The organism is Pseudoalteromonas sp. NS-SX12, from assembly GCF_057367955.1.
This window is the reverse complement of the sequence record NZ_CM170634.1, coordinates 2,740,749-2,762,500: the sequence shown is the minus strand read 5'-3', so window position 1 is coordinate 2,762,500 and position 21,752 is coordinate 2,740,749. Positions and strand designations below refer to the sequence as shown.

Here is a 21,752-nt window from a genome sequence, read left to right as displayed (position 1 = left end):
ATTATCCCGTTAATTTAGCTTTAGCAAAGTTTAACAGACTTTGACTTTGCTTGTGACGATGGTCGTGAGGCGCTAACGTTTTTAACGCATTCAGTGACAAAGCAAATTGACGCTTTGTTAATGTGAACTTTTGATTTTGTTTATGCAATTGATACGCCGCTTGTAACAGGTTTAATGCAATATTTGGGTTATTAGGGGCATTGGCTAGGGCAGTTGCAAATGCGCCTTGAGCGCTTTCAAATGCTTTCTCTTTGTATTTCACCATACCTTGTTGATTAAAGTTCTCTGATTTTTCGTGGTCTTCGTGAGAAATAATCTTCGCTTTACCGCGTGTAACAATTGGGTCGAGCTTGGCGGTTACCACTTCAATATCGGCGTGTTTCATAATGAATTCGAGCAGGTTAATAAATGCAGAATTGAGCGCGTCTGGGTAATCAACAATTTTATCTACCACTAAAATGAGTTTTTCACCTTTTGCGCCGTCTTTAGTAACTAAGTACTCAACAAATACTTGATGCACTTCAATTGCTAATTGACTTTGCACACTGGGGTAGAGCTTTGTAATTGTACGATAAATTGCGGGGTACTCTTTTTTTGCACGTCGTGCAAAGTGTGTTTGATCCGTTAATTGTATCTGGGTGCAAACACATAACTGATTTATATAGTCATCGAGTTGCGCTAAGCATGAATACTTGGCTAATTGCATAACGCGTTTGTAAGCGTTAAAGGCAATTTCTAGCTCATTGTAGCGGGTTGCTAACAAGGCTAACTGGCGCTGCCTAACAATTGAGTTGGGCGATGCGGCAATGGCTTTTTGTGTAATAGCATATGCCGCTTCGAAGTCGTGCTGTTGAATAAAGCACTCACAGGCAAGATCGTATGCTTCAACGGCTTGTGGATTTTTAGTGGCAATCAGTTTGCACAGACTTAATGCTTGATCGCTTTGCGATAGCGCCAAATGACAAATCGCTGCGCCCATTTGTGCCCAACTAAGCTCACGCTTATGCAAAATTGAATTATAAATGCTGAGCGCTTGCACATATTTAAGTTGTTTTAAATAAATTTCAGCTTTAAGACGCAAACATTCGATACCGACGCGCTTGTTTTTTGCCATTAGCTGGTCACAAAGCTCAAGGGCTGTTTTTGGCTTATCTTGATTTAATGCCGTATAAATAGGCTTAAATGCGAGACTTTTCTCAACAAGCTTATCTAAACGAGATTTCAGGGTTGTTTTAGTAAAGGGTTTTGCAAGATAATCGTCGGGACGGTATTCAAGCGCCCCCATCACTAAATCTGAAGCGGTTTCACCTGTGATCAGTACATAGTTTGTGCCATATTTTAGTAAGTTACGATGATTAAGCTCGGCAAGCAGCTGCAACCCATTTAAGCCATCACCTAAGTTGTAATCGACTAGCAAAATATCATGTTGATGTTCACTGTAGCAGGATAGGGCATCTTCGGCATTGGTACACACATCCACATGGTGAACACCAAAACTTTCTACCATTTGTTTTAGTGATAGGCGGAATTCGGAAAAATCATCCAAAATAAGCACCGAGATAGATTTGTATCGTTGAAGAGGATTAACCATAAAAACCGAAAATTATTTTTGATACTAATAATTTAGACGCTTTTTTCTGACTTTTACAAAATACTAAGGTAGTTTGTAGTTAAAAATGGAATAAATACGTAAGTTTTGAATTTATGCTTGGCATAAAAGATACAAAAGTATATAAATAAAGGTAATAATAAATACAAAATACTCGCTATGAAATTACAGCAGCTAAAGTACATTGTTGAAGTACTCAATCACAATCTTAATGTTTCAGCCACCGCTGAAAACTTATATACCTCGCAACCTGGTATTTCTAAACAAGTGCGTATGCTCGAAGATGAGCTAGGTGTGCAAATCTTCGGTCGTAGCGGTAAACATTTAACGCATGTTACGCCGGCGGGCAAAGACATTATCAATATCTCGCGTGAGATTTTGGCGAAAGTTGAAAGTATTAAAGCGGTTGCCAACGAGCATACCTTACCAGATCAAGGTAAGTTAAATATCGCCACTACGCATACCCAAGCACGTTACGCTTTGCCAAACGTCATTCAAGGGTTTATGAACAAATACCCGAAAGTATCACTGCATATGCATCAAGGTACACCGCAGCAAATCTCTGATGCTGCCGCGCGTGGTGACGCAGATTTTGCAATAGCAACAGAAGCGCTGCACCTGTACACCGATTTAATTATGTTGCCGTGTTATCACTGGAATCGCAGTATTGTAGTAGCAAAAGATCACCCACTTGCTGCTAAAGCAAATAATCTCACGATTCAAGATGTTGCTGCGTTCCCATTAATCACTTATGTGTTTGGTTTTACTGGGCGATCAGAACTTGATAAAGCCTTTACTAAGCATGGCTTAGAGCCGCAAATCGTGTTCACCGCAACCGACGCTGACGTAATTAAAACTTACGTGCGCTTAGGCTTGGGTGTAGGTGTTGTGGCATCAATGGCCATTGATGAAATGAACGATAAAGATCTCGTGGTAATTGATGCAAGTCACTTGTTTGAAGCAAGTACCACCAAAATTGGTTTCAGAAAAGGTACTTTCCTACGCAGTTACATGTACGATTTCATTGAGCGTTTTGCGCCACACTTGGATAAAACCATTGTTGAGCGTGCGTGCATGTTACGCAATCAAGATGATGTCGACCATCTATTTAAGGATATTGAGTTACCGGTTCGTTAAGGCGAATTTTGACTCAAAAAAAACGCCACATAATGTGGCGTTTTTTGTATCTGTTAACTGTGATTAACACTCAATGATATTTACAGCGAGTCCGCCTCGAGCCGTCTCTTTGTACTTGGTTTTCATATCATTACCTGTGTCCCACATGGTTTTAATTACTTTATCAAGCGATACTTTTTGCTCACCTGAGCCACGCATTGCAAGGCGTGATGCGTTAATTGCTTTTACTGCACCCATTGCATTTCGTTCAATACACGGTACTTGTACAAGGCCACCAACAGGGTCGCAAGTTAACCCTAAGTTATGTTCCATACCAATTTCTGCGGCATTTTCAACTTTCTCAACATTGCCGCCTAAAATTTCAGTGAGTGCGCCCGCTGCCATTGAGCAAGCAACGCCCACTTCACCTTGGCAGCCTACTTCTGCACCTGAAATTGATGCGTTCTTTTTGTAAAGAATACCAATCGCAGCAGCGGTTAGCAGGTAACGCGTTGCAATGTCTTTATCTACTTCTTTAATGAATGTGTGGTAGTACATTAGCACCGCTGGAAGTATGCCTGCTGCACCGTTTGTCGGCGCGGTAACAACACGACCGCCAGCAGCATTCTCTTCATTTACCGCAAGGGCAAATAAATCAACCCATTCCATTGCACGTAGCGGATCGTTATGTGTTTCAATGTTCAGTTGACGGTGTAGGCTCGGTGCACGACGTTTTACTTTTAAACCGCCCGGTAAAATACCTTCAGTGCGCATACCGCGCTCAACGCACGCTTTCATCACCAGCCAAATATTGTATAGCTCGTCAGTGATTTCGCTTTCTGTTTTAAGGGTTTTTTCGTTTGCCATCATCAGTGCTGGCACACTTAAACCGTGCTCTTTACACTGCGCCATTAACTCTGCGCCAGTATCAAATGGGTATGGTGCAGGGTTTTCTTCGCGAATTGTTAGTGCAGCTTGCTTTTCTTTTTCGAAATCTTCGTCGCGAACAATAAAGCCGCCACCGATAGAATAAAAAATCTCACGGAAGACACATTGTTCGCCGTTAAATGCTTGTAGTTCCATTGCATTTGAATGCTTTGGCAAGGTCTTACGACGGTGGAATACAATGGCATCTTTTTTTGGAAATGCCGCAGCATGGCTTTGATCAAGATAGATAGTTTCTTCTTTTTCGATTTTATCTAAAATGCTTGGTACCAGATCGGCATCAATGGTTTCTGGATCGTAACCAGCAAGGCCTAAAATAACCGCTTTACCCGAACCATGACCAATACCCGTTTGTCCGAGTGAGCCAAACAATTCACAGCGAACACTGGTTACTTGCTCTAATAACGCTTGCTCTTGTAATGACTTTACAAACAGTCTTGAAGCGCGCATCGGGCCCACAGTATGTGATGAGGAAGGACCAATGCCGATACTAAACATATCGAATGCACTTATCATACGAATATCTCTTACTTAATCTTTGAACGGCCGGATATCATAACTCTAATTTATAATCATGTTAACTTTAATTAGTATGATTAATGCTTATGTGCTTAATTTAGATGTTTAATCAAATTGCGAATGATTTGCGCGGTGGCACCCCAAAGCAAGCCGTATTCAGTTTGAAACCCAGTTAGAGTATAGGCAGAAAACTGACGTGTGAATTGAATATCTTGCCAATTTTTTTGATCTATAAGCTGTGACAGCGGCAGATAAAATGCACTGGCGACTTCATTGGTTGCTAGTACCAAATTGGGTTTTTCGGGAAGTAGGGCAATATAGGGCTTTATTTCAAATCCGGTGAGCGTCCAATAACTGTCCATATCACCAATTACATGGTTATCGTCCACCTCAATGCCGATTTCCTCAAAGGTTTCGCGCAGTGCTGTGGCAAGTAAGTTAGCGTCAGAATCTTCAAATTTACCACCGGGAAAGCAAATTTGCCCTGGGTGATGCTTTAAATAGTCAGGACGTTTACACAGCAACAGATGAATTTCACCGCTTACATTAACCAGCGGCACCAATACAGCGCTTTGCTTAGCAATATTGCGCATTTGTATTGGAAAGCCAACGTCATTGCTTGGCTGCTGAATATGAAAACGGGCTAGAAATTCACTTAACTGCATAACACGTCCTAAGCGAGCATTTATTCAAGTACAGGTAAAATACGATTCACCTTATCGTATGTTTCTTGCAGCTCAGACTCAAGAGTTGAGTCGGCCACAATACCACCGCCAGCCCAACAGTATATTTTACCTTTCTCACAAACCAGGGTGCGAATGGTTATGCTGGTGTCCATGGTGCCACAGGCTGAAATATAGCCAATTGAGCCACAATAGATTGAGCGGCGGTGAGGTTCTAACTCTTCAATAATTTCCATTGCCCTGATTTTTGGCGCGCCAGTAATCGAGCCACCGGGAAACGCTGCTTTTAATTGATCAATCGCGTTGTAACCGTCGGCAAGGGTAGATGTAACCGTTGATACCAAATGATGCACTGCATTGAAGCTTTCAATATCAAAGAGCTTAGGTACTTCAACGGTGCCAGGTTTAGCTACTTTGCCTAAATCGTTTCTCAGTAAATCAACAATCATCACGTTTTCAGCGCGATCTTTGGTTGAATTTGCAAGGCGTGCTTTATTGGCGTCATCAATGTTTGCATCTTGACTGCGCGGCACGGTGCCTTTAATTGGCTTGGTTTCAACCTGACGTTCTTTTACCTGAATAAAACGCTCAGGTGAAAGTGAGAGTATTTGTTGCTCACCAGTATTAATATAAGCCGAAAATGGCGCTTGGTTTGCACTTCGCAACTTACAATAGGCAAGCCAAGGGTTGCCAGTAAAACGTGCATCAAAGCGCTGTGCCAAATTGATTTGGTAGCAATCGCCGCTTTTTAAGTATTCTTGCACTTTATTAAAGCGCTCACCATAACCTTCTTTACTCAGGTTTGATTGCCATTTAGTTGTTAAGGCAAATGGCATGCGCTCGCTTTCAGCGCCTGTAAGCGGTGAAAGGTAATTATTAAGCCGTGTTTCGCTATCACAACATGGCTGCGCGATATAAAACCATTGGTTTTCGTGATGATCAAATATCAGGGCATCGGGGTAAATACCCACCAGCATTTGGCCTAAATCGATATCGTTTTTCGCAATTTCAGGCATCACTTCGATTGAGCGCCCTAAATCGTAACTGAATAAACCTAAAGCGCCGCCAGAAAACGGTAAATCAAATGGGGCTTTGTCTTTTACAAATGGGCTTATTGCGTGGTGTATTGCACTAAAGCCATCACACTCAGCTTGGTTATTATCAACAAAAGTCACATTATTTTTTACTTCAATCAGTGAAATTGGGTCAATCACAATAATGTCGAAACGGTTATTAGGGTGTGCTGGGTTTGCCGAATCGAGGAAAATGGCATACTGCAAATCTGCAAAAAAACTAAAAACGTGCTCGCTAGTTAGCGCTAAGTCTAATTTTTTGCATATTAATTGTTCATTTATCATTAACTTTAACTACCAGACTGGTCGCAAACGAGTTGGGAGGTTATTATACATGCATAGTTTAACGAATTACTGCACAGATTGCATGAGTAAGCTGTGTTTGACACTATTCACACTGTAAACATTTGCCACCGTCACGGCATATAATAAGGATACATAATGAGCACTATCCGTCAGCAAGACTTTATTGACAGCATCGAAGATGCATTGCAATACATTTCGTTTTATCACCCACTAGATTTCGTACAAGCGCTTGATAAAGCGTACCAAAAAGAAGAAAGCAAAGCGGCTAAAGATGCGATTGCACAAATCTTAATTAACTCACGTATGTCGGCAGAAGGTAAGCGCCCACTGTGTCAAGATACGGGTATTGTGACGTGTTTCGTTAAAGTGGGTATGGACGTTAAATGGGATAAAACCGATATGACGGTTCAGCAAATGGTTGATGAAGGCACACGCCGCGCATACCTTAATCCAGATAACCCACTGCGTGCATCTATTGTTGCAGACCCAGCAGGCAGCCGTAAAAACACCAAAGATAACACGCCGTCAGTTGTGCATATCGACATGGTGCCAGGCGCTGAAGTTGAAGTAATGATTGCTGCTAAGGGCGGCGGCTCTGAAAACAAAACTAAAATGGTTATGCTTAATCCATCAGATGATGTAGCAGCTTGGGTTGAAAAAACGCTACCAACTATGGGGGCGGGCTGGTGTCCACCTGGCATGTTAGGTATCGGTATTGGTGGTACAGCTGAAAAAGCAGCAGTACTTGCCAAAGAATCACTGATGGATCCGGTAGACATTCATGAGTTAATGGAGCGCGGTGCAGAAACAGCGGAAGAAAAGCTACGTTTAGAGATTTTTGAGCGCGCAAATAAAACCGGTATTGGCGCACAAGGCCTTGGTGGTTTAACTACCGTTGTTGATATTAAAATCAAAACAGCACCAACACACGCGGCATCTAAGCCAGTAGTGATGATCCCTAACTGTGCGGCAACGCGTCACGTTCACTTCACATTAGATGGTTCAGGCCCTGCTGATCTTAAAGCGCCTAAGCTAGAAGATTGGCCAGAAGTAACATTTGAAGTAGGTGAAGATACACGCCGTGTTAACCTTGATACTTTAACAAAAGAAGACACAGCCGATTGGAAAATGGGCGAAACAGTACTGTTAAGCGGTAAAATCTTAACTGGTCGTGATGCTGCGCATAAGCGTTTACAAGACATGATTAATTCAGGTGAAGGTTTACCTGAAGGTGTTGATTTCACGAATAAATTTATCTACTACGTAGGCCCTGTAGATGCAGTTGGCGACGAAGCAGTAGGTCCAGCGGGCCCAACAACAGCAACCCGTATGGATAAATTTACTGACTTAATGCTTGAGAATACTGGCATTGTTGGCATGATTGGTAAAGCAGAGCGCGGCCCTGCAACAGTTGAATCAATCAAAAACAACAAGTCTATCTACCTAATGGCAGTGGGCGGTGCAGCTTACTTAGTATCAAAAGCAATTAAGAAAGCAAAAGTGGTTGCGTTTGAAGACTTAGGTATGGAAGCAATCTACGAATTTGAAGTAGAAGATATGCCAGTAACTGTTGCGGTAGATAGCGAAGGTAACAACGCGCACAGTGCAGGCCCAGCAATCTGGAAAGCAAAAATTGAAGAGCTAGACGCAAAACTAAAATAATTTTTGGTTGAGTAAAAAGTTTAACAAAGTAAAAGGGCGCTTATGCGCTCTTTTTTATTGCCACATTCAAGAATTTAACTGACAAAAAACGATTGGAAATTATGCTTGAGCTGTATTCGCGCATTGATTAAGCTATGAACCCTGAACCCTGAACCCTGAACCCTGAACCCTGAACCCTGAACCCTGAACCCTGAACCCTGAACCCTGAACCCTGAACCCTGAACCCTGAACCCTGAACCCTAAAAGCTGTAACTTCTTCTTTACGCTCTCCAATCTTGTTGACTTATCGCTTACGTAAACGTCAATCTACAATTTAAATATTAGCGGATCTTTGCGATATTTTGCTTGGAATAGCGCTGTAATTGCATTGTTTATTATCAAATGAAACTTAAGTGGAATTGAATATGTTTAATTGTAAGTTTAACTGGGTTGTTCATCTAAAATTGTAGTCTTGATGAAAAGATAATGTTAGAGTCGGTGCAAACCAAGAATAACCCGTTCATTTAACGCCATAGTTATTATACGCGTTAAACATTTACAAGTTGGAGAGTCGTGTGACTGTTTTTAATCGTACTGAATTTGATAACCACGAAAACGTTGTTTTTTGTGCAGACAAAGAAACTGGCTTAAAAGCAATTATTGCTGTACACAGCACTAAATTGGGCCCAGCAGTGGGTGGTTGTCGTTTATGGGATTACGCAAGTGACGAAGATGCAGTATACGATGTACTGCGTTTATCAAAAGGCATGACATATAAGAATGCAGTTGCGCGCTTACCGTTTGGTGGCGGTAAATCGGTAATCATCGGTAACGCAAAAGAAATCAAATCAGATGCACTATTTAAAGCATTTGGTCGCCATTTAGAGCGTTTAGGCGGTAGCTACTACTCAGCAGAAGACGTAAACATCACCTGTGATGACGTTGCAGTGATGAATACTGAAACAAACTATGTACTTGGCCTTGAAGGTAAAAGCGGTAACCCATCACCATTTACAGCACTAGGCACGTTCTTAGGTATTAAAGCGGCTTACCAGCACAAGCACGGTCATCAAGACTTAGCGGGCGTAAAAGTGTCTGTACAAGGTCTTGGCGCGGTTTCTTACACACTATGTAAATACCTACACGAAGCAGGTGCTGAGCTGTTTGTAACAGATATCAACGAAGAGCGTGTTAGCCGTGTAGTTAACGACTTTAACGCAACTGCGGTTAACATTGACGAAATCTACGACCTAGATGTTGATGTATACGCGCCATGTGCACTTGGTGCAACAATCAATGATGAGACGATTCCTCGCATTAAAGCAGGCATTATCGCAGGGTGTGCGAATAACCAGCTAGCAGAGCCTCGTCACGGTGAAATCATTCGTGAAAAAGGCATTTTATACGCGCCAGATTACGTAATTAACGCAGGTGGTATCATCAACGTTTACTACGAAACAGCGCCAGAAGGTTATAGTGCAGAAGCTGCAACTAAGCATGTTGAAGGTATTTTCGATACACTAAGCGAAATCTTCAAACGTTCGGAAGATGAGCAAAAGTCAACGCACATTATTGCAGACGAACTAGCACAAGAAATCATCGAAAACGGTTTGTAATTTACCCGTTTTTTGCTTGTAAAAACACGAGTAAAAGAATGAGCTTGAAAGTTCATGCTATGCTCGGTAAGGTGCCCGCAATTGCGGGCATTTTTATTTTATGGTTATGGCAACTCAAATCGACCTTTCTACTTGGCAACGCGCCGAACACTTTTCATTTTTTAAAGACTTAGCAAACCCGTATTTTTCGGTCTGTGTGCGTATAGATGCGGGTGAATTGTTCGCTGCATGTAAGCAAAGTGGCGAGTCTTTCTATTTAGCTTGCCTTTACGCCTTACTGCGTGCCAACAATAGCTATCAACCCGTTTGTCATCGTATTGATAACAACCAAGTATGGTTGTGCGATAAAATTGAAATCAACGCGGTGCAATTAGATGAGCAAAACCTCTTTAAAATTTCGTACTTACCTTATGCCGAGGACTTTGCTGACTTTAGTAAAAAAGGCAAAATTGCATTCGAAACTGCAATAAGTCAGCCATTTTTTTCAGAGCAATTTAACTCAATAGAAGGGCGCCTTAACTGTATTCATGTGTCGGTGTTACCTTGGCTTGATTTTACCGGCTTTTCCCATGCGACACCGTTTGGTGAGCAAAATGGCATTCCCAAATTTGTGTTTGGTAAATTTGATAAACAGCTTGGTACCATGCCACTCAATATTGATGTGCACCACGGCTTAATGGACGGCTTTCATGTTGCGCAGTTTGTTAATGTACTACAGCAAGAAATGGCAGCACTTGCTAAAAGCTTAAGGTGAATTTAGTTAATCATAACCCAGTTATTTAATATCCACCAATTTACTGGCGCGGCGATATTGTATTTTTGCGCCATTAAAATTGGGTAGCTCCCACTTTTTAGGTGCTTCAACCCGTTTGCCACTAATGTAATGAAGCACCACGCGTTTTGCGCTAATAAAGTATTCGACCCTAAGTTGTTGCTGTGGCAACACCACTGTTAGCGGGTACAGCTCACAAAATTGCTGCCATGTGTAGTCATCAACTAAGCCATAGGCAAAGTCACTGTTATCAAGAAGTGCCAGCTCATCAAGCGAGCTTATTTCTAAATCACTTAATACTCGTGCGATATGTTCGTGTGGTGTTAATAATTGCCATTCGGTGCTATGCACATTTTGGTAAAGACAAAGTTGCTGGTATTCCTGTGTTAATTTTTCAAAAAGCGACTCACAAAGTGCGCCAGTTTCAATTAGGTTAACGGTGGCGGCTATAAATTCATGGCTTTTAATTAAGGCGCTAAACGTTTTTAATGGGGTGCCTGCGTAGTGGTAGTGGTAGTTGCCAAGCAGTTCATTTTGCTCAGTAATCTCAGAGGAACATAGCTTTGCCTCACCTAAGTCATTATCAATAATAACGCTGCTGCTGATGGGACTTACTTTGGTTGCCAGTGTTTTTCGGTCTTTTACTGCACGTCCAGCAAGGCTGTAGGTTTTAAGTACCAGTAGGGCGTCGGGTTCGTTACTTAAGTAGCTGTCTTTGGCTATCACCACTTCTTGTTGACCATTGTTGTAACTGCCACGGCGATTTAGCTTTTTTATATATACACAGCTAGGCAGTAAGGCGGCAATGGCGTGTTGCAATTCAGTGATGTTGTAACTGGCGTATTTACTGAGTTCGGGTAAGTCAAAATGGCTGCGCAGCTGGCTGGCAAATTGCTTTGCTTCAACAAGGGCGCTTTCTTCTGCGCTGATATACTCTAAAAACTGGCCGCGCACTAAGCCAATGAGCAAGCTAAAGTCACACAGGTTCGGAAAGTCATTTTCTAATTGCAGGAACTTTTCTGCATTCTTATCTAGAGTGTACAGTTTGGCTGGCAAGCTTAGGGCACCTGCAAGGTCGGCCATTGCCTGCTTTAGGCGGTTATTCGGCATGCTTGCCACTAAATGGGAAAGCGAAACGTCAATGGGCAGTGGCGCAAGAGCTTTACCATAGTCAGTTGCAATACCCGCATCGCTAATGGCATTGATGGATTTAAGCGTTGAAAACGCTAAATCATGGGCTTGTTGTGATAGTGGGTTGATAAAGCGTAAATTGCCAAGAGCATTATTATTTGCCGCGGCAGCCAACATCATATCCGTTAAGTTTTCACGTTGGATCTCTGGTGGTGTATGGGCTTCAAGCGGTGCATGTCGACCAAACAGGGCTAAGTAAACACCTTGTTTTATGCGCCCAGCGCGGCCGCGGCGTTGTAGTTTGGAGTCATTGGCAATTGCAGTTAAATCCAACACACTTTGGCCGTTACGAATATGCGTGCGGCGCTCAAGCCCCGAATCAATCACTACATCAACACCGGGAATGGTTAAAGATGTTTCAGCCACATTAGTCGCTAAAATAAGGCGGCGTTTATCCCCTTGTTGTAATGCGCGTTTTTGCTCGCTGATGGGGCTTGCACCATGCAAGGTGATTATATCGAACTGGTCGCTCATTCGTGCGCGCAAATAGTTGGCACAAAGTTGAATTTCCCCTTTGCCGGGTAAAAATGCCAATACATCTTGGCTGCCAAGTTGATACGCTTTTTCAGCGGCAAATGCCATGCGCTCAGTGAGGTTATCTTTGTGCGGCATATCACGCATGGCCGGGGCAAGGTAATGCTCATCTACTGGGAACACTTTACCTTCGGCATGTAAATGTACGCCCTCACAATAGTTAATGAGTTGCTCAGCGTTTAATGTGGCAGAGGTGATCACCAGCTGATAGGGATGATTGCTGGTTTTATTATGCTCAAGCAGTAAAGCCAGCAGTAAATCGGTATCCCAGCGGCGCTCATGAAACTCATCGAGCATAATGGTATTGAAATCGTTTAATAACCCTTCATTTAACCAGCGCAGTGCCACACCCGGAGTAACAAACACTATTTCGCTGTCGTCGTTTGCTTGTATTTCAAAGCGAATGGCATAACCCACCTTTTCGCCAAGGGGCGTTTGCATTTCGTTTGCTACGCGCTCGGCAAGGCTAGTACATGCAATACGCCTTGGCTCAATGACCAATACTTTGCCAGTGTGTGTGCACCACTGTGGCAATTGGGTTGATTTACCCGTACCCGTGTTGGCGCTCACAATAATCGGTTGATGGCTATTGTTGTTGCCAATATAGGCTAAAAAATCGGTTTTAATCTGGTTGATTGGTAGCATGCGTTTATTTCTTTGTCCGAGTCGCGATATAATTGACGGTATTATTTGTCTATTAGGATAATGTTTTGAAAGACATTGCGATTTTGATTTCACCTGTTGCAAACGGTGCTTATTTTAACGAAACCATCGATATTGCACAAAAAGAGTTTAAACAGTGTATTGGCGAGTATGACCTTACACTAAACGAGATTGGCGGCATGCAATTTTTACAAACTCAATTGCCAGAGCAAAAACTTGAGGCGTTAGCTCGTTTATCGTTTGTACAAGGTATTTTTAGTCATGATTCGGGCACATTAACGCCGTTATCGCTAAATACTGATTTTAACTTACACAGTGATTTTGTCTTTGGTAGCAAGTACAAAGGCAAAACTAATGAAATTTTAACCCAGTTGTTGCTCAATGTGGGTTTAAGTTTCTGTAAAGAAAAAGACATCAGCAAGATTAAATTGCTCGACCCTATGTGCGGGCGCGGTACCACTTTAATGTGGGCAATGCGTTATGGCATTAAATCAAAAGGCATTGAGCAAGACCCGAATGCCGTTTTGGACTTTAGAACCTTTGCCAAAAAATGGACTAAGCTGCACCGCCAAAAGCATGAGCTAAAAGAAGGTTTTATTGGTAAAGCCAATAAACAAAACAAGGGTAAGTTTATTGATTTCACCGCCGAGGGCGTTAATACCCGTATTATTAATGGCAATGCGACGACCGCGTGTGATTTATTAAAGCGTGAAAAGCAGCATTTAATCATTAGTGATATTCCTTACGGTGTGCAGCATTTTACGACTGAAAAAACCCGTAACCCGATTGCTGTGTTAGAAGAATGTGCACCGCAATGGGCCGATTTACTGCACAAAGATGGTATTTGCGTTATTGCGTTTAATAAGTACATTCCAAAACGCAAAGAGCTGATTGCGGTTTTTGAAGCGGCAGGGCTTAGCGCGCTTGAGTTTGAAGCGCCACACCGCATGAGCGAATCAATTTTCCGTGACGTTGTTGTTTTAAGAAAGAACTAAAAAATATATTCCCTACCTTGAACAACGCCATGCTTCACCCAATAACTACTTAAGAAGTAGAAAAGGGCTGAAGCATGGACTTCATATTAATAATATTAACCTTGGTATTTATCGCTGCGTATTGGCATTTTGATGCGCTACGCAATATTTACTGGGAACATAAACTAAAAGATCGCACATTAAGCGACAGCGATCGCAATGTATTACTCAAGTACATGCCGATTTATCGCCGAATGACAGATAGCGAGCGCGCTCGATTAGAAAAACACATCATCTGGTTTTTAGCGACCAAAGACTTTTTAGGGCGCGATCGCCTAGTGGTAAACCACGCAATGAAGTTGATTGTGGCGGCCGATGCCTGTGTCTTGGTGCTAAATAAACCGTGGCCTCTTTATAAAAATGTGAAGCAAATTTTGCTTTACCCAAGCGCCTATTATGCAAATTCAGAAAGCCGAGATGGCGCAGGCCTTGTTAGTTTTCACCAAACGGTTAGGCAAGGGGAGTCGTGGCCGGGCGGTACTTTAGTGCTTTCATGGCATGATGTACTTAACGGTAACCGTTTACCAAACGATGGCCACAACTTAGTATTTCATGAGTTTGCCCATCAACTCGATCAAGAAACTGGTGCAACAACAGGTACGCCGCTGTTAAAAGACAAACTCACCTATGAAAGTTGGGGACGCGAATTTTCCCGCGCCTACAATGTGTTAAAAGCACATGTGGCGTATGGCATGCCACACGTTATTCATAGTTACGGTGCCACCAATGAAGCGGAGTTCTTTGCGGTTATCACCGAAACCTTTATTGAAAAACCCAGCGAATTAAAAGCATATGATCCGGTCATTTTTGATCTATTACTGAACTATTTTGGCTTTGATCCAAGGCGCTGGAACTAATACCAATTTTATTAATCCTTTGATCATTCTAGCGAGTTAAATGACCCATAAACTGCGTTTTAAAATTCTTAAGTAGAACAACTACATGTCGAATTATAAGCCTTGTTTCTGAGCCATTTCTCTGTCGCAATAAATGACCAGCTAATTAATGCAATTGGTATCAATCTGCCAGTTAGCTTGGCATAGCCGTTCAATAAACCATTGAAAGGCTTTGCCTTGATTATCTTTATGCCACGCAATGTATAAGTCTTGTTTTGGTCTTGGAATGGTGCACTCTTTTTGCACTAGCTCGCCGTTTGCAAGATATGGTTTAGCAATATGACTTGGCAAAAATCCCACTCCAATGCCGGCAAGTTGGGCTGCGAGTTTTGCCTGCATAGAATTAACATTGATTACTTGTTTGGCACTAAATAGCCCGGTACTTCGCTCTGGCAGCAAAGTGGAAGTGTCTGATACCACAATCGCGGGGTAGTGTTTTAAATCATCGTCGTCCAGTGGCGTAGTAACCTTTGCCAAAGGGTGCGATGCTGCCACAGCAAAGATAAAGCTTAATTCTGCGATTTTGTGGGTGCGATACACGCCTTTTGGCAATTCGCCTGTTGCACCAATAACAATATCGGCACGCTTACTATGTAAGGCATCCCAGCCGCCACCTAAAGCCTCTACGCTTAGTTGAATATCAACTTGCTCAGGCCGTTTGGTGAACTCTTTTAATAGCTCAAAAATGACGTCTTCTGGGATCACGGTATCACGGGCGATGCGCAGCCGTTTTTCCCAGCCCGATTCTAATTGGCTTACAGCATCGAGCATTTTGCTGGTGGAATGCAAAATTTGCCTGCCATGTTCTAACACTAACTTACCCGCAGGGGTAAGCACTGCACGTTGCTTTGAACGGTCAAACAGTGGCGTGCCAATGTCTTCTTCAAGTTTTTTGATGGTATAGCTTAGCGCCGAAGGCACTTTATAAAGTGACTCGGCTGCGGCGGCAAAACTGCCTTTTTTATCGATGGCATCGAGTGCTTTTAAGGCGTCAATAGTGATGGCTTGATACATAATTCTTTTATTCAAAAAATTTGAACTAAGGGTTCAAAATGTTCCGATTTTTTATTGAGTTTAGCATGCTTATACTTAATTTCATCAGTTAAGCAGATGCTTTAACAAATTAGATAAGTTTAAAATTTTTGAGGAATAAATTATGAAAACACTATTAACAACACTTACATCAAGCCAAGCAGGTTACGCAGCACTGGCGTTAAGATTACCTATCGGCATTATTTTTATGGCTCATGGCGCGCAAAAATTATTTGCTTGGTTTGGTGGTTATGGCCTTGAGGGCACGGGTGCATGGATGGAATCTATTGGTTTAGCACCGGGCTATTTAATGGCGCTAATGGCAGGCAGTGCAGAGTTTTTTGGCGGTTTATTTATTTTACTTGGCTTATTAACTCGCCCAGCGGCATTGGCACTTGCAGGCACTATGATTGTTGCAATCTTTACTGTGCACTTTGAAAACGGATTGTTTATGTCTAACAATGGCTATGAGTTTGGCTTAGCATTATTGGCGGCAAGTATTTCTTTGGTGTTCTCGGGTGCGGGTAAAGCCTCACTGGATGCGCTTATTTCATCTAAATTAACACAACACGCTTAATTAGGGGGAAAGTACGATGATCACACTTAGAAAAGCAAATGAGCGCGGCGGCGCTGACTATGGCTGGCTTAAGAGCAAACATACTTTCTCTTTTGCAAATTACTACGACCCAAAACACATGGGCTTTTCAGCCCTTCGTGTTATTAATGATGATGTTGTGGCACCGGGCGCTGGGTTTGATACCCATGGCCACCGCGATATGGAAATTATTAGCTATGTATTGTCAGGCACCATTGAACATAAAGATAGTGCGGGCAATATCAAAACGCTTCCTGCGGGTGAATTTCAGTTAATGTCGGCAGGCAAAGGTATTTTTCACAGTGAATACAATGCATCAAATGAAGAAGAGCTTAGATTTTTACAAATCTGGATTGAGCCGAATCGCTTTGGCGACAAACCGGGTTATCAACAAAAAGATTTTGGTAAAGACGTTGGTTTAACGCCGATTGTGACGCCAAATGGCGAAAATGGCACGCTTGCGATAAAACAGGATGCAAGGCTACATCAACTGATCCTTGAGCCAAAACAGCAGTATCTATTTGAATCAAATAATGCACCTGTGTATGTACATCAAGTTTCAGGCAGCAGTCTAGTGAATGCTATTCAAATTGAAAGTGGTGATGGTGCAAAAGTGTTAGGTGAAACTGAATTAGTATTTGAAAACGTATCTAACACCCCAGCGACATTAATTATTTTTGAATTACCAAAGGTTTAAGGAGCAGATCATGGGATTATTAGTTGAAGGTAAATGGCACGATAAGTGGTACGACACCAAAAACAGTAAAGGTAAGTTTGAACGTGAAGCTGCACAGTTACGTAATTGGGTAACAAAAGACGGTGAAGCGGGTCCTTCAGGTACGAGTGGGTTTGCAGCAGAATCTGGCCGATACCATTTATATGTATCACTGGCGTGCCCGTGGGCTCACCGCACCCTTATTTTTCGCGCATTAAAAGGGCTTGAGCAGCATATTTCTGTATCAGTTGTAAGCCCAGACATGTTAGAGCATGGTTGGACATTTGATAAAATACAGCACAGCACGGGCGATGCATTATTTGATTTTGATTATATGCATCAAATATATACGCGTAATAACGCAAACTACAGCGGCCGTGTTACCGTTCCAGTGCTGTGGGATAAAAAACAAAACTGTATCGTCAGCAACGAGTCGTCAGAGATTATTCGCATGTTTAATACCGCCTTTAATCATTTAACAGGCAACGAGCATGACTATTACCCTGAACATTTACGTGCTGAAATTGATGAAATTAACGAATTTGTTTATCACAATATTAATAACGGGGTATACAAAGCGGGTTTTGCTACCACACAAGACGCATATGAAGGGGCGTATAATGCGCTTTTTAATGCCCTTGATAAAGTTGAAGCTATTTTGGCTAAACAGCGCTACTTGGTGGGTACACAAATTACCGAGGCAGACTGGCGTTTGTTCACGACCTTAATTCGATTTGATGCGGTTTATTTTTCACACTTTAAATGTAATCAACGTCAGCTTGAGTCGTATCCGAATATTGCAAATTATATTCGCGAGCTTTATCAAGTGACGGGCGTGGCTGAAACGGTCGATTTTTATCATATTAAACGCCATTATTACTTTAGCCATACCATGATTAACCCTACGCAAGTGGTACCCGTTGGGCCAAAAGTGGATTACAGCAGCGCGCATAATCGTTCGTCATTTTAAAAAGTAATATTATTAAATTTCAGGCAATAAAAAAGGCAGCGAAAGCTGCCTTTTTTAATTAATAACGAATTTGTTATTAAACAACACCGCGCGGAAGACGTGTGTCGTGCTCACGCTCAGCAAGTTCTTTAATCCAGAACTCTTCAGCAGTAAAGCCTTCTGGGTTTGGCTTAGTAACTGTGTATTCTTTTTCTTTAGTTGCAGTTACTGGCGCTGCTTTTTTAGTAGCTGCTTTCTTAGCCGGTGCTTTTTTAGCAGCAGGCTTAGCTGGTGCTTCTTCTTTTGCTGCAGGAGCAGAGCCAGATGAAAGTTCCTCTGCAAGCGTTACTAAATCAGCAAGGCGAACGTTTTTACCGCCATCTACACTGTACCAACCACTTTTAGCTGTGATCTCAGGTTTTTTACCATTTGCTGCTTCATACGCTTTTTCAAACGCAGCTAGCACTTCAGTTTTATCGAGTTTACTCATCGTATATCCCGTTTATTTGATACGAAGATTACTGTTAAAAATACATTTATACCTAGTTTCACGTCATTTTTCAATTTTTTGAGAATTTTCTTTATTTTTGACGGTAGGTTAAGGACAATTCAATGATCAAAAACAACTTATAGGTAAGCATAATGCAACTTTCTAAATTGCTCCAAGAATTAGATAGTTTACTCGCCCCCCATAAGGTTAAAGACTTTAGTCCAAACGGCCTTCAGGTCGAAGGAAAAGACACCGTTAATAAAATTATAACGGGTGTAACGGCAAGCCAAGCGCTGATAGATGCGGCGATTGAAAAAAATGCCGATGCCATTTTAGTGCACCACGGCTATTTTTGGAAAGGCGAAGCGTATCCAATTACGGGTATGAAAAAACGTCGCATTGGCGCGTTAATTAAAAATGATATCAGTTTAATTGGTTATCATTTGCCAATTGATGTGCATCCAACCCTTGGCAATAACGCCAAATTGGCAGAACTATTAGATATTGAGTACGAAGCAGGGCTTGATCCATTCAGTGAGCCAAGCATTGCAGTGAAAGGGCGCTTAAAAACACCACTGAGTGCCGAAGAGTTTGCTGATAAAATAGAACATGTACTTAATCGCAAACCGTTAGTTGAAAGTGTGCGCGGCAAAAAAATAGAAACCATTGCTTGGTGCACGGGCGGCGGTCAAGGCTATATTGATTTAGCCGCAAGCCAAGGTATCGATGCCTACCTTACCGGTGAAGCGTCAGAGCAAACTATTCACAGTGCGCGCGAGCAAAATATCGACTTTTTTGCTGCGGGGCATCATGCCACTGAGCGCTATGGTGTAAAAGCCGTGGGTAAATATTTAGCTGAGCAATTTGGGCTAGACGTTGAGTTTATTGATATAGATAATCCAGTCTAAACAACAAATAAAAAAGCAGCGATTACGCTGCTTTTTTATTTGGATCTATTTACTGATCCCCATGTACTACTGAGAATGCAGTGTATGGGTTAGTAACCACCTTTTAAAATGGTAATTTGCTGGTCAATCACAGCGAGTTCGCATCGCTTATATTTTAATGCGGCTTGTTGAGAGTTAGGTAGCTCATTGAGATAACGCCATTGGCAGTTATCGGAAATATAGCTATCAAAACTGTTTTTACTGCGTTGAAAACTTAAAAATAATTGGGTATTGCCCGTGTTATTTTGCTTTATTTCCACTTCTTTTTCTAATTTGGTGAGCCAAGTTTGGCGTGTACGTTTGTGGTCAATAATGGCTTGATCTAAGCATTGTAGCTGCAATACTACTTTGCCTTTGCTACAGGGCTTCTCATCGTTTTGAGCAAATGCATTAATGCTCAGCAGCATTAACACGGTGTAAAAAAGAGTGTATTTATTCATAATTAAAAACCAAGGTAAATAGGGCACCACCGAGCTGGCTTGTGGCAATGGTCATTTTGCCGTTATAGGCGTCCATCAGGTCGCCTACAATCGCCATGCCAACACCGTGGCCGTGTTCGTAGGTATCTAAGCGTTTTCCGCGAATTGTAAGTTCTTCTATTTTATCTGCGGGTACGCCCGGACCATCATCACCAACTTCGATAATGAGTTGTTGTCCTAACTGCTTCACTTTTATTTCAATTAAAGCGTCACATGCTTTGCAGGCATTGTCGAGTATATTGCCTAACAATTCCATTAAATCAGTTTTATCACCTAAAAAGGTACTTTTTTCATCAACCGCTTGAATAAATTGAATGCCTTTGTCGCGATACACTTTACCCATTGCATTGATAATTGAATCGAGTATTGGCTTAACTTTAGTTTGTTTTTTCCATGTATCAGTACCGCCCGAGGCCGCTTTTTTAAGCTGGTGTTCAATCATGTTGCTAATGCGGTCGAGCTGTTCTTGACTATCGCCATTACTGGCTAGATCACTTGATTTTAAAACAGCCAACGGGGTTTTTAAAGCATGGGCAAGGTCGCTTAATGATGCGCGATATTTATCTTTTTGCCTTTGTTGCGTAGCCAATAATAAATTAAGATCTTGCTGAATTTTTTCTAGCTCTTCTGGGTATTCGCCAGTAATTTGGTCGGCATTGCCACTTTCGATTGCGACAATTTCTTTATCAAGGCGTTTAAGTGGGTGACTACTCCATAAAAAGCCCAGCATAATCAGTAAACCCATCACTATGGCGATAATAATCAGCCAGTGCCTCAAGGTTTCTTGGAAGTCTTGCATTTGCGATAAAATGGCTTCTTCGTCTTTTAATACCAATACGGTTACTTGATACTCAATGCCATCGGCATCCATGTAAAACACAAAGCTAAGTTGTCGAAAGTACTTATCAAGCTCTTCAATTTTCGAGAAGTCCATAATACCGGGCGCGGTTGCTGCGTGTTTTGGAATATATTGATAGCCGAGCGTTGATTCAGATTGCCAAGCAATTTCTTTGTTAAGATAAATATAGGCAAAGGTATCGGAAACGGGACGAGTGAGTTCAGGAGCTATTAGGGTAATCGGCGCCAGTTCGCCTTGCTCAATTTCCACTTTTGCCATCAGTGAGTACAAATGCGCTTCGAGTGTGCGTTCGGTGTTGTCGACTAAGCTTGCGTAAAGTGCCTTACCAATTGAAAAGAACATGGCAGGCATAAGTACTAAAAGCAAAAAGACAAGGATAAATCCTTGTCTAATTTTTAACGATATACGGTGGATCACAGTTTGCCGCTTAAACGGTAGCCGCGGCCACGGAGTGTTTCAATTGGTGCGATTGAACCGTCTGGGTCGAGCTTTTTACGCAGGCGTAATACAAATACTTCAATTACGTTTGAGTCTAAATCGAAGTCTTGGTCATAAATGTGCTCTGTTAGCTCCGATTTAGACACGACCTTTTCTGGGTTAACCATTAAGTACTCAAGTACTTTGTACTCGTATGCGGTGAGCATTAATTCATTGTCGTTAACCCATACTTGTTGAGAGCGGGTATGAATGCGAATTGGACCCGCAGTAATTGTTGGGTCTGCTTTACCGGCGCTGCGTCTAATAAGCGCATTACAACGGGCAATTAATTCTTCGTTATGAAATGGCTTGGTTAAGTAGTCATCAGCACCGGCATCTAACCCTTCAACTTTATCTTGCCAGCGATCGCGGGCAGTTAAGATTAAAATCGGAATATCAATGCCTTGCTTTCGCGCATTGCTGATCACGTCAATGCCATCCATTTTAGGTAGGCCTAAATCAACAACGGCTAAATCTAACGGGTATTCAGTTAGGTGAAATAAACCAGCTTCGCCATCGTGACACATATCAACGCTGTAACGGGCTTTTTCAAGTGCATGTTTTAGATTATCTGCAAGTTGCAGATCGTCTTCTATTATTAGAATGCGCAT

The 21,752-nt window shown here is 42.1% G+C and carries 20 protein-coding genes; 10 read left to right on the top strand and 10 right to left on the bottom strand.

Annotation, left to right across the window (positions count from 1 at the left end):
- Position 1 precedes the first annotated feature (1 nt).
- Positions 2-1,591 (bottom strand): response regulator, encoded by a 1,590-nt coding sequence (locus AC2IOM_RS12785; RefSeq protein WP_486358587.1) that lies wholly within the window; start codon positions 1,589-1,591, stop codon positions 2-4.
- A gap of 177 nt (positions 1,592-1,768) precedes the next feature.
- On the opposite strand from AC2IOM_RS12785, the gene cysB reads away from it, so the two are divergent.
- Complete coding sequence (gene cysB, locus AC2IOM_RS12780) at positions 1,769-2,746, top strand: HTH-type transcriptional regulator CysB (protein WP_100913165.1); 978 nt, start codon at positions 1,769-1,771, stop codon at positions 2,744-2,746.
- A 63-nt stretch (positions 2,747-2,809) separates the two neighbouring features.
- Here the strand turns inward: cysB and AC2IOM_RS12775 are convergent, their stop codons facing one another.
- The 3 genes from AC2IOM_RS12775 to pabB form a co-directional block, all read right to left on the bottom strand.
- Positions 2,810-4,186, bottom strand: a complete 1,377-nt coding sequence (locus tag AC2IOM_RS12775) for an L-serine ammonia-lyase (protein ID WP_010560370.1) — start codon at positions 4,184-4,186, stop codon at positions 2,810-2,812.
- 95 nt (positions 4,187-4,281) lie between these two features.
- Positions 4,282-4,854 carry an NUDIX hydrolase gene (locus tag AC2IOM_RS12770; protein ID WP_010560369.1) on the bottom strand — a complete coding sequence of 191 codons (573 nt, stop codon included), beginning with the start codon at positions 4,852-4,854 and terminating at the stop codon, positions 4,282-4,284.
- A 20-nt stretch (positions 4,855-4,874) separates the two neighbouring features.
- A complete protein-coding gene (pabB, locus tag AC2IOM_RS12765; protein ID WP_486358586.1) occupies positions 4,875-6,230 on the bottom strand; it encodes an aminodeoxychorismate synthase component I in 1,356 nt (451 codons plus the stop codon).
- Positions 6,231-6,386: 156 nt separating this feature from the next.
- Here pabB and AC2IOM_RS12760 point away from each other — a divergent pair, with 156 nt between their 5' ends.
- The 3 genes from AC2IOM_RS12760 (at position 6,387) to AC2IOM_RS12750 (ending at position 10,262) form a co-directional block, all read left to right on the top strand.
- Positions 6,387-7,913 (top strand): fumarate hydratase, encoded by a 1,527-nt coding sequence (locus AC2IOM_RS12760; protein WP_105171578.1) that lies wholly within the window; start codon positions 6,387-6,389, stop codon positions 7,911-7,913.
- A 554-nt stretch (positions 7,914-8,467) separates the two neighbouring features.
- Positions 8,468-9,508 (top strand): Leu/Phe/Val dehydrogenase, encoded by a 1,041-nt coding sequence (locus tag AC2IOM_RS12755; RefSeq protein WP_010560366.1) that lies wholly within the window; start codon positions 8,468-8,470, stop codon positions 9,506-9,508.
- Positions 9,509-9,614: 106 nt separating this feature from the next.
- Positions 9,615-10,262, top strand: coding sequence for a CatA-like O-acetyltransferase (locus AC2IOM_RS12750; protein WP_486358585.1), 648 nt, complete (start codon positions 9,615-9,617; stop codon positions 10,260-10,262).
- Positions 10,263-10,283: 21 nt separating this feature from the next.
- On the opposite strand, the gene AC2IOM_RS12745 is transcribed toward AC2IOM_RS12750, so the two are convergent.
- Positions 10,284-12,650 (bottom strand): helicase-related protein, encoded by a 2,367-nt coding sequence (locus AC2IOM_RS12745; RefSeq protein WP_486358584.1) that lies wholly within the window; start codon positions 12,648-12,650, stop codon positions 10,284-10,286.
- 65 nt (positions 12,651-12,715) lie between these two features.
- Here AC2IOM_RS12745 and AC2IOM_RS12740 point away from each other — a divergent pair, with 65 nt between their 5' ends.
- Positions 12,716-13,663 carry a TRM11 family SAM-dependent methyltransferase gene (locus AC2IOM_RS12740; RefSeq protein ID WP_486358583.1) on the top strand — a complete coding sequence of 316 codons (948 nt, stop codon included), beginning with the start codon at positions 12,716-12,718 and terminating at the stop codon, positions 13,661-13,663.
- A 74-nt stretch (positions 13,664-13,737) separates the two neighbouring features.
- A complete protein-coding gene (locus AC2IOM_RS12735; protein ID WP_486358582.1) occupies positions 13,738-14,559 on the top strand; it encodes a M90 family metallopeptidase in 822 nt (273 codons plus the stop codon).
- Between the two features lie 141 nt (positions 14,560-14,700).
- Here AC2IOM_RS12735 and AC2IOM_RS12730 read toward each other — a convergent pair whose 3' ends face one another.
- Entirely contained in the window at positions 14,701-15,612 is a 912-nt protein-coding gene (locus AC2IOM_RS12730) for a LysR family transcriptional regulator (RefSeq protein ID WP_486359564.1), read from the bottom strand.
- 142 nt (positions 15,613-15,754) lie between these two features.
- Between AC2IOM_RS12730 and AC2IOM_RS12725 the strand changes: the two genes are divergently transcribed.
- The 3 genes from AC2IOM_RS12725 to AC2IOM_RS12715 are packed head-to-tail and all read left to right on the top strand — an operon-like array spanning position 15,755 to position 17,910.
- Positions 15,755-16,207: a DoxX family protein gene (locus tag AC2IOM_RS12725; protein ID WP_100913177.1), complete on the top strand. Its 453-nt coding sequence runs from the start codon at positions 15,755-15,757 to the stop codon at positions 16,205-16,207.
- 16 nt (positions 16,208-16,223) lie between these two features.
- Positions 16,224-16,922 (top strand): pirin family protein, encoded by a 699-nt coding sequence (locus AC2IOM_RS12720; protein WP_486358581.1) that lies wholly within the window; start codon positions 16,224-16,226, stop codon positions 16,920-16,922.
- 10 nt (positions 16,923-16,932) lie between these two features.
- Positions 16,933-17,910 carry a glutathione S-transferase family protein gene (locus tag AC2IOM_RS12715; protein ID WP_486358580.1) on the top strand — a complete coding sequence of 326 codons (978 nt, stop codon included), beginning with the start codon at positions 16,933-16,935 and terminating at the stop codon, positions 17,908-17,910.
- 76 nt (positions 17,911-17,986) lie between these two features.
- Here AC2IOM_RS12715 and AC2IOM_RS12710 read toward each other — a convergent pair whose 3' ends face one another.
- The gene (locus AC2IOM_RS12710; protein WP_010560357.1) at positions 17,987-18,379 is read right to left on the bottom strand and encodes a hypothetical protein; all 393 of its coding nucleotides are present in this window, start codon (positions 18,377-18,379) and stop codon (positions 17,987-17,989) included.
- A 152-nt stretch (positions 18,380-18,531) separates the two neighbouring features.
- Here AC2IOM_RS12710 and AC2IOM_RS12705 point away from each other — a divergent pair, with 152 nt between their 5' ends.
- Positions 18,532-19,287, top strand: a complete 756-nt coding sequence (locus tag AC2IOM_RS12705) for a Nif3-like dinuclear metal center hexameric protein (RefSeq protein ID WP_486358579.1) — start codon at positions 18,532-18,534, stop codon at positions 19,285-19,287.
- Positions 19,288-19,376: 89 nt separating this feature from the next.
- Here the strand turns inward: AC2IOM_RS12705 and AC2IOM_RS12700 are convergent, their stop codons facing one another.
- From AC2IOM_RS12700 to AC2IOM_RS12690, 3 genes are read right to left on the bottom strand one after another with little or no spacing between them, the layout of a single operon-like run.
- The gene (locus tag AC2IOM_RS12700) at positions 19,377-19,766 is read right to left on the bottom strand and encodes a hypothetical protein (RefSeq protein ID WP_138628589.1); all 390 of its coding nucleotides are present in this window, start codon (positions 19,764-19,766) and stop codon (positions 19,377-19,379) included.
- Positions 19,759-21,030 (bottom strand): ATP-binding protein, encoded by a 1,272-nt coding sequence (locus AC2IOM_RS12695; protein WP_394226505.1) that lies wholly within the window; start codon positions 21,028-21,030, stop codon positions 19,759-19,761. The genes AC2IOM_RS12700 and AC2IOM_RS12695 overlap by 8 nt, the downstream gene beginning before the upstream one ends.
- A gap of 47 nt (positions 21,031-21,077) precedes the next feature.
- Positions 21,078-21,752 (bottom strand): response regulator transcription factor, encoded by a 675-nt coding sequence (locus AC2IOM_RS12690; protein WP_010560353.1) that lies wholly within the window; start codon positions 21,750-21,752, stop codon positions 21,078-21,080.

Excerpts from the sequence above, each read along its gene's own strand:
- cysB (WP_100913165.1), top strand. The coding sequence starts at position 1,769 with ATGAAATTACAGCAGCTAAAGTACATTGTTGAAGTACTCAATCACAAT.
- AC2IOM_RS12690 (WP_010560353.1), bottom strand. The coding sequence starts at position 21,752 with ATGCGCATTCTAATAATAGAAGACGATCTGCAACTTGCAGATAATCTA.
- AC2IOM_RS12760 (WP_105171578.1), top strand. The coding sequence starts at position 6,387 with ATGAGCACTATCCGTCAGCAAGACTTTATTGACAGCATCGAAGATGCA.
- AC2IOM_RS12750 (WP_486358585.1), top strand. The coding sequence starts at position 9,615 with ATGGCAACTCAAATCGACCTTTCTACTTGGCAACGCGCCGAACACTTT.
- pabB (WP_486358586.1), bottom strand. The coding sequence starts at position 6,230 with ATGATAAATGAACAATTAATATGCAAAAAATTAGACTTAGCGCTAACT.
- AC2IOM_RS12725 (WP_100913177.1), top strand. The coding sequence starts at position 15,755 with ATGAAAACACTATTAACAACACTTACATCAAGCCAAGCAGGTTACGCA.
- AC2IOM_RS12705 (WP_486358579.1), top strand. The coding sequence starts at position 18,532 with ATGCAACTTTCTAAATTGCTCCAAGAATTAGATAGTTTACTCGCCCCC.
- AC2IOM_RS12700 (WP_138628589.1), bottom strand. The coding sequence starts at position 19,766 with ATGAATAAATACACTCTTTTTTACACCGTGTTAATGCTGCTGAGCATT.
- AC2IOM_RS12785 (WP_486358587.1), bottom strand. The coding sequence starts at position 1,591 with ATGGTTAATCCTCTTCAACGATACAAATCTATCTCGGTGCTTATTTTG.
- AC2IOM_RS12710 (WP_010560357.1), bottom strand. The coding sequence starts at position 18,379 with ATGAGTAAACTCGATAAAACTGAAGTGCTAGCTGCGTTTGAAAAAGCG.
- AC2IOM_RS12745 (WP_486358584.1), bottom strand. The coding sequence starts at position 12,650 with ATGCTACCAATCAACCAGATTAAAACCGATTTTTTAGCCTATATTGGC.
- AC2IOM_RS12735 (WP_486358582.1), top strand. The coding sequence starts at position 13,738 with ATGGACTTCATATTAATAATATTAACCTTGGTATTTATCGCTGCGTAT.
- AC2IOM_RS12715 (WP_486358580.1), top strand. The coding sequence starts at position 16,933 with ATGGGATTATTAGTTGAAGGTAAATGGCACGATAAGTGGTACGACACC.
- AC2IOM_RS12775 (WP_010560370.1), bottom strand. The coding sequence starts at position 4,186 with ATGATAAGTGCATTCGATATGTTTAGTATCGGCATTGGTCCTTCCTCA.
- AC2IOM_RS12770 (WP_010560369.1), bottom strand. The coding sequence starts at position 4,854 with ATGCAGTTAAGTGAATTTCTAGCCCGTTTTCATATTCAGCAGCCAAGC.
- AC2IOM_RS12730 (WP_486359564.1), bottom strand. The coding sequence starts at position 15,612 with ATGTATCAAGCCATCACTATTGACGCCTTAAAAGCACTCGATGCCATC.
- AC2IOM_RS12720 (WP_486358581.1), top strand. The coding sequence starts at position 16,224 with ATGATCACACTTAGAAAAGCAAATGAGCGCGGCGGCGCTGACTATGGC.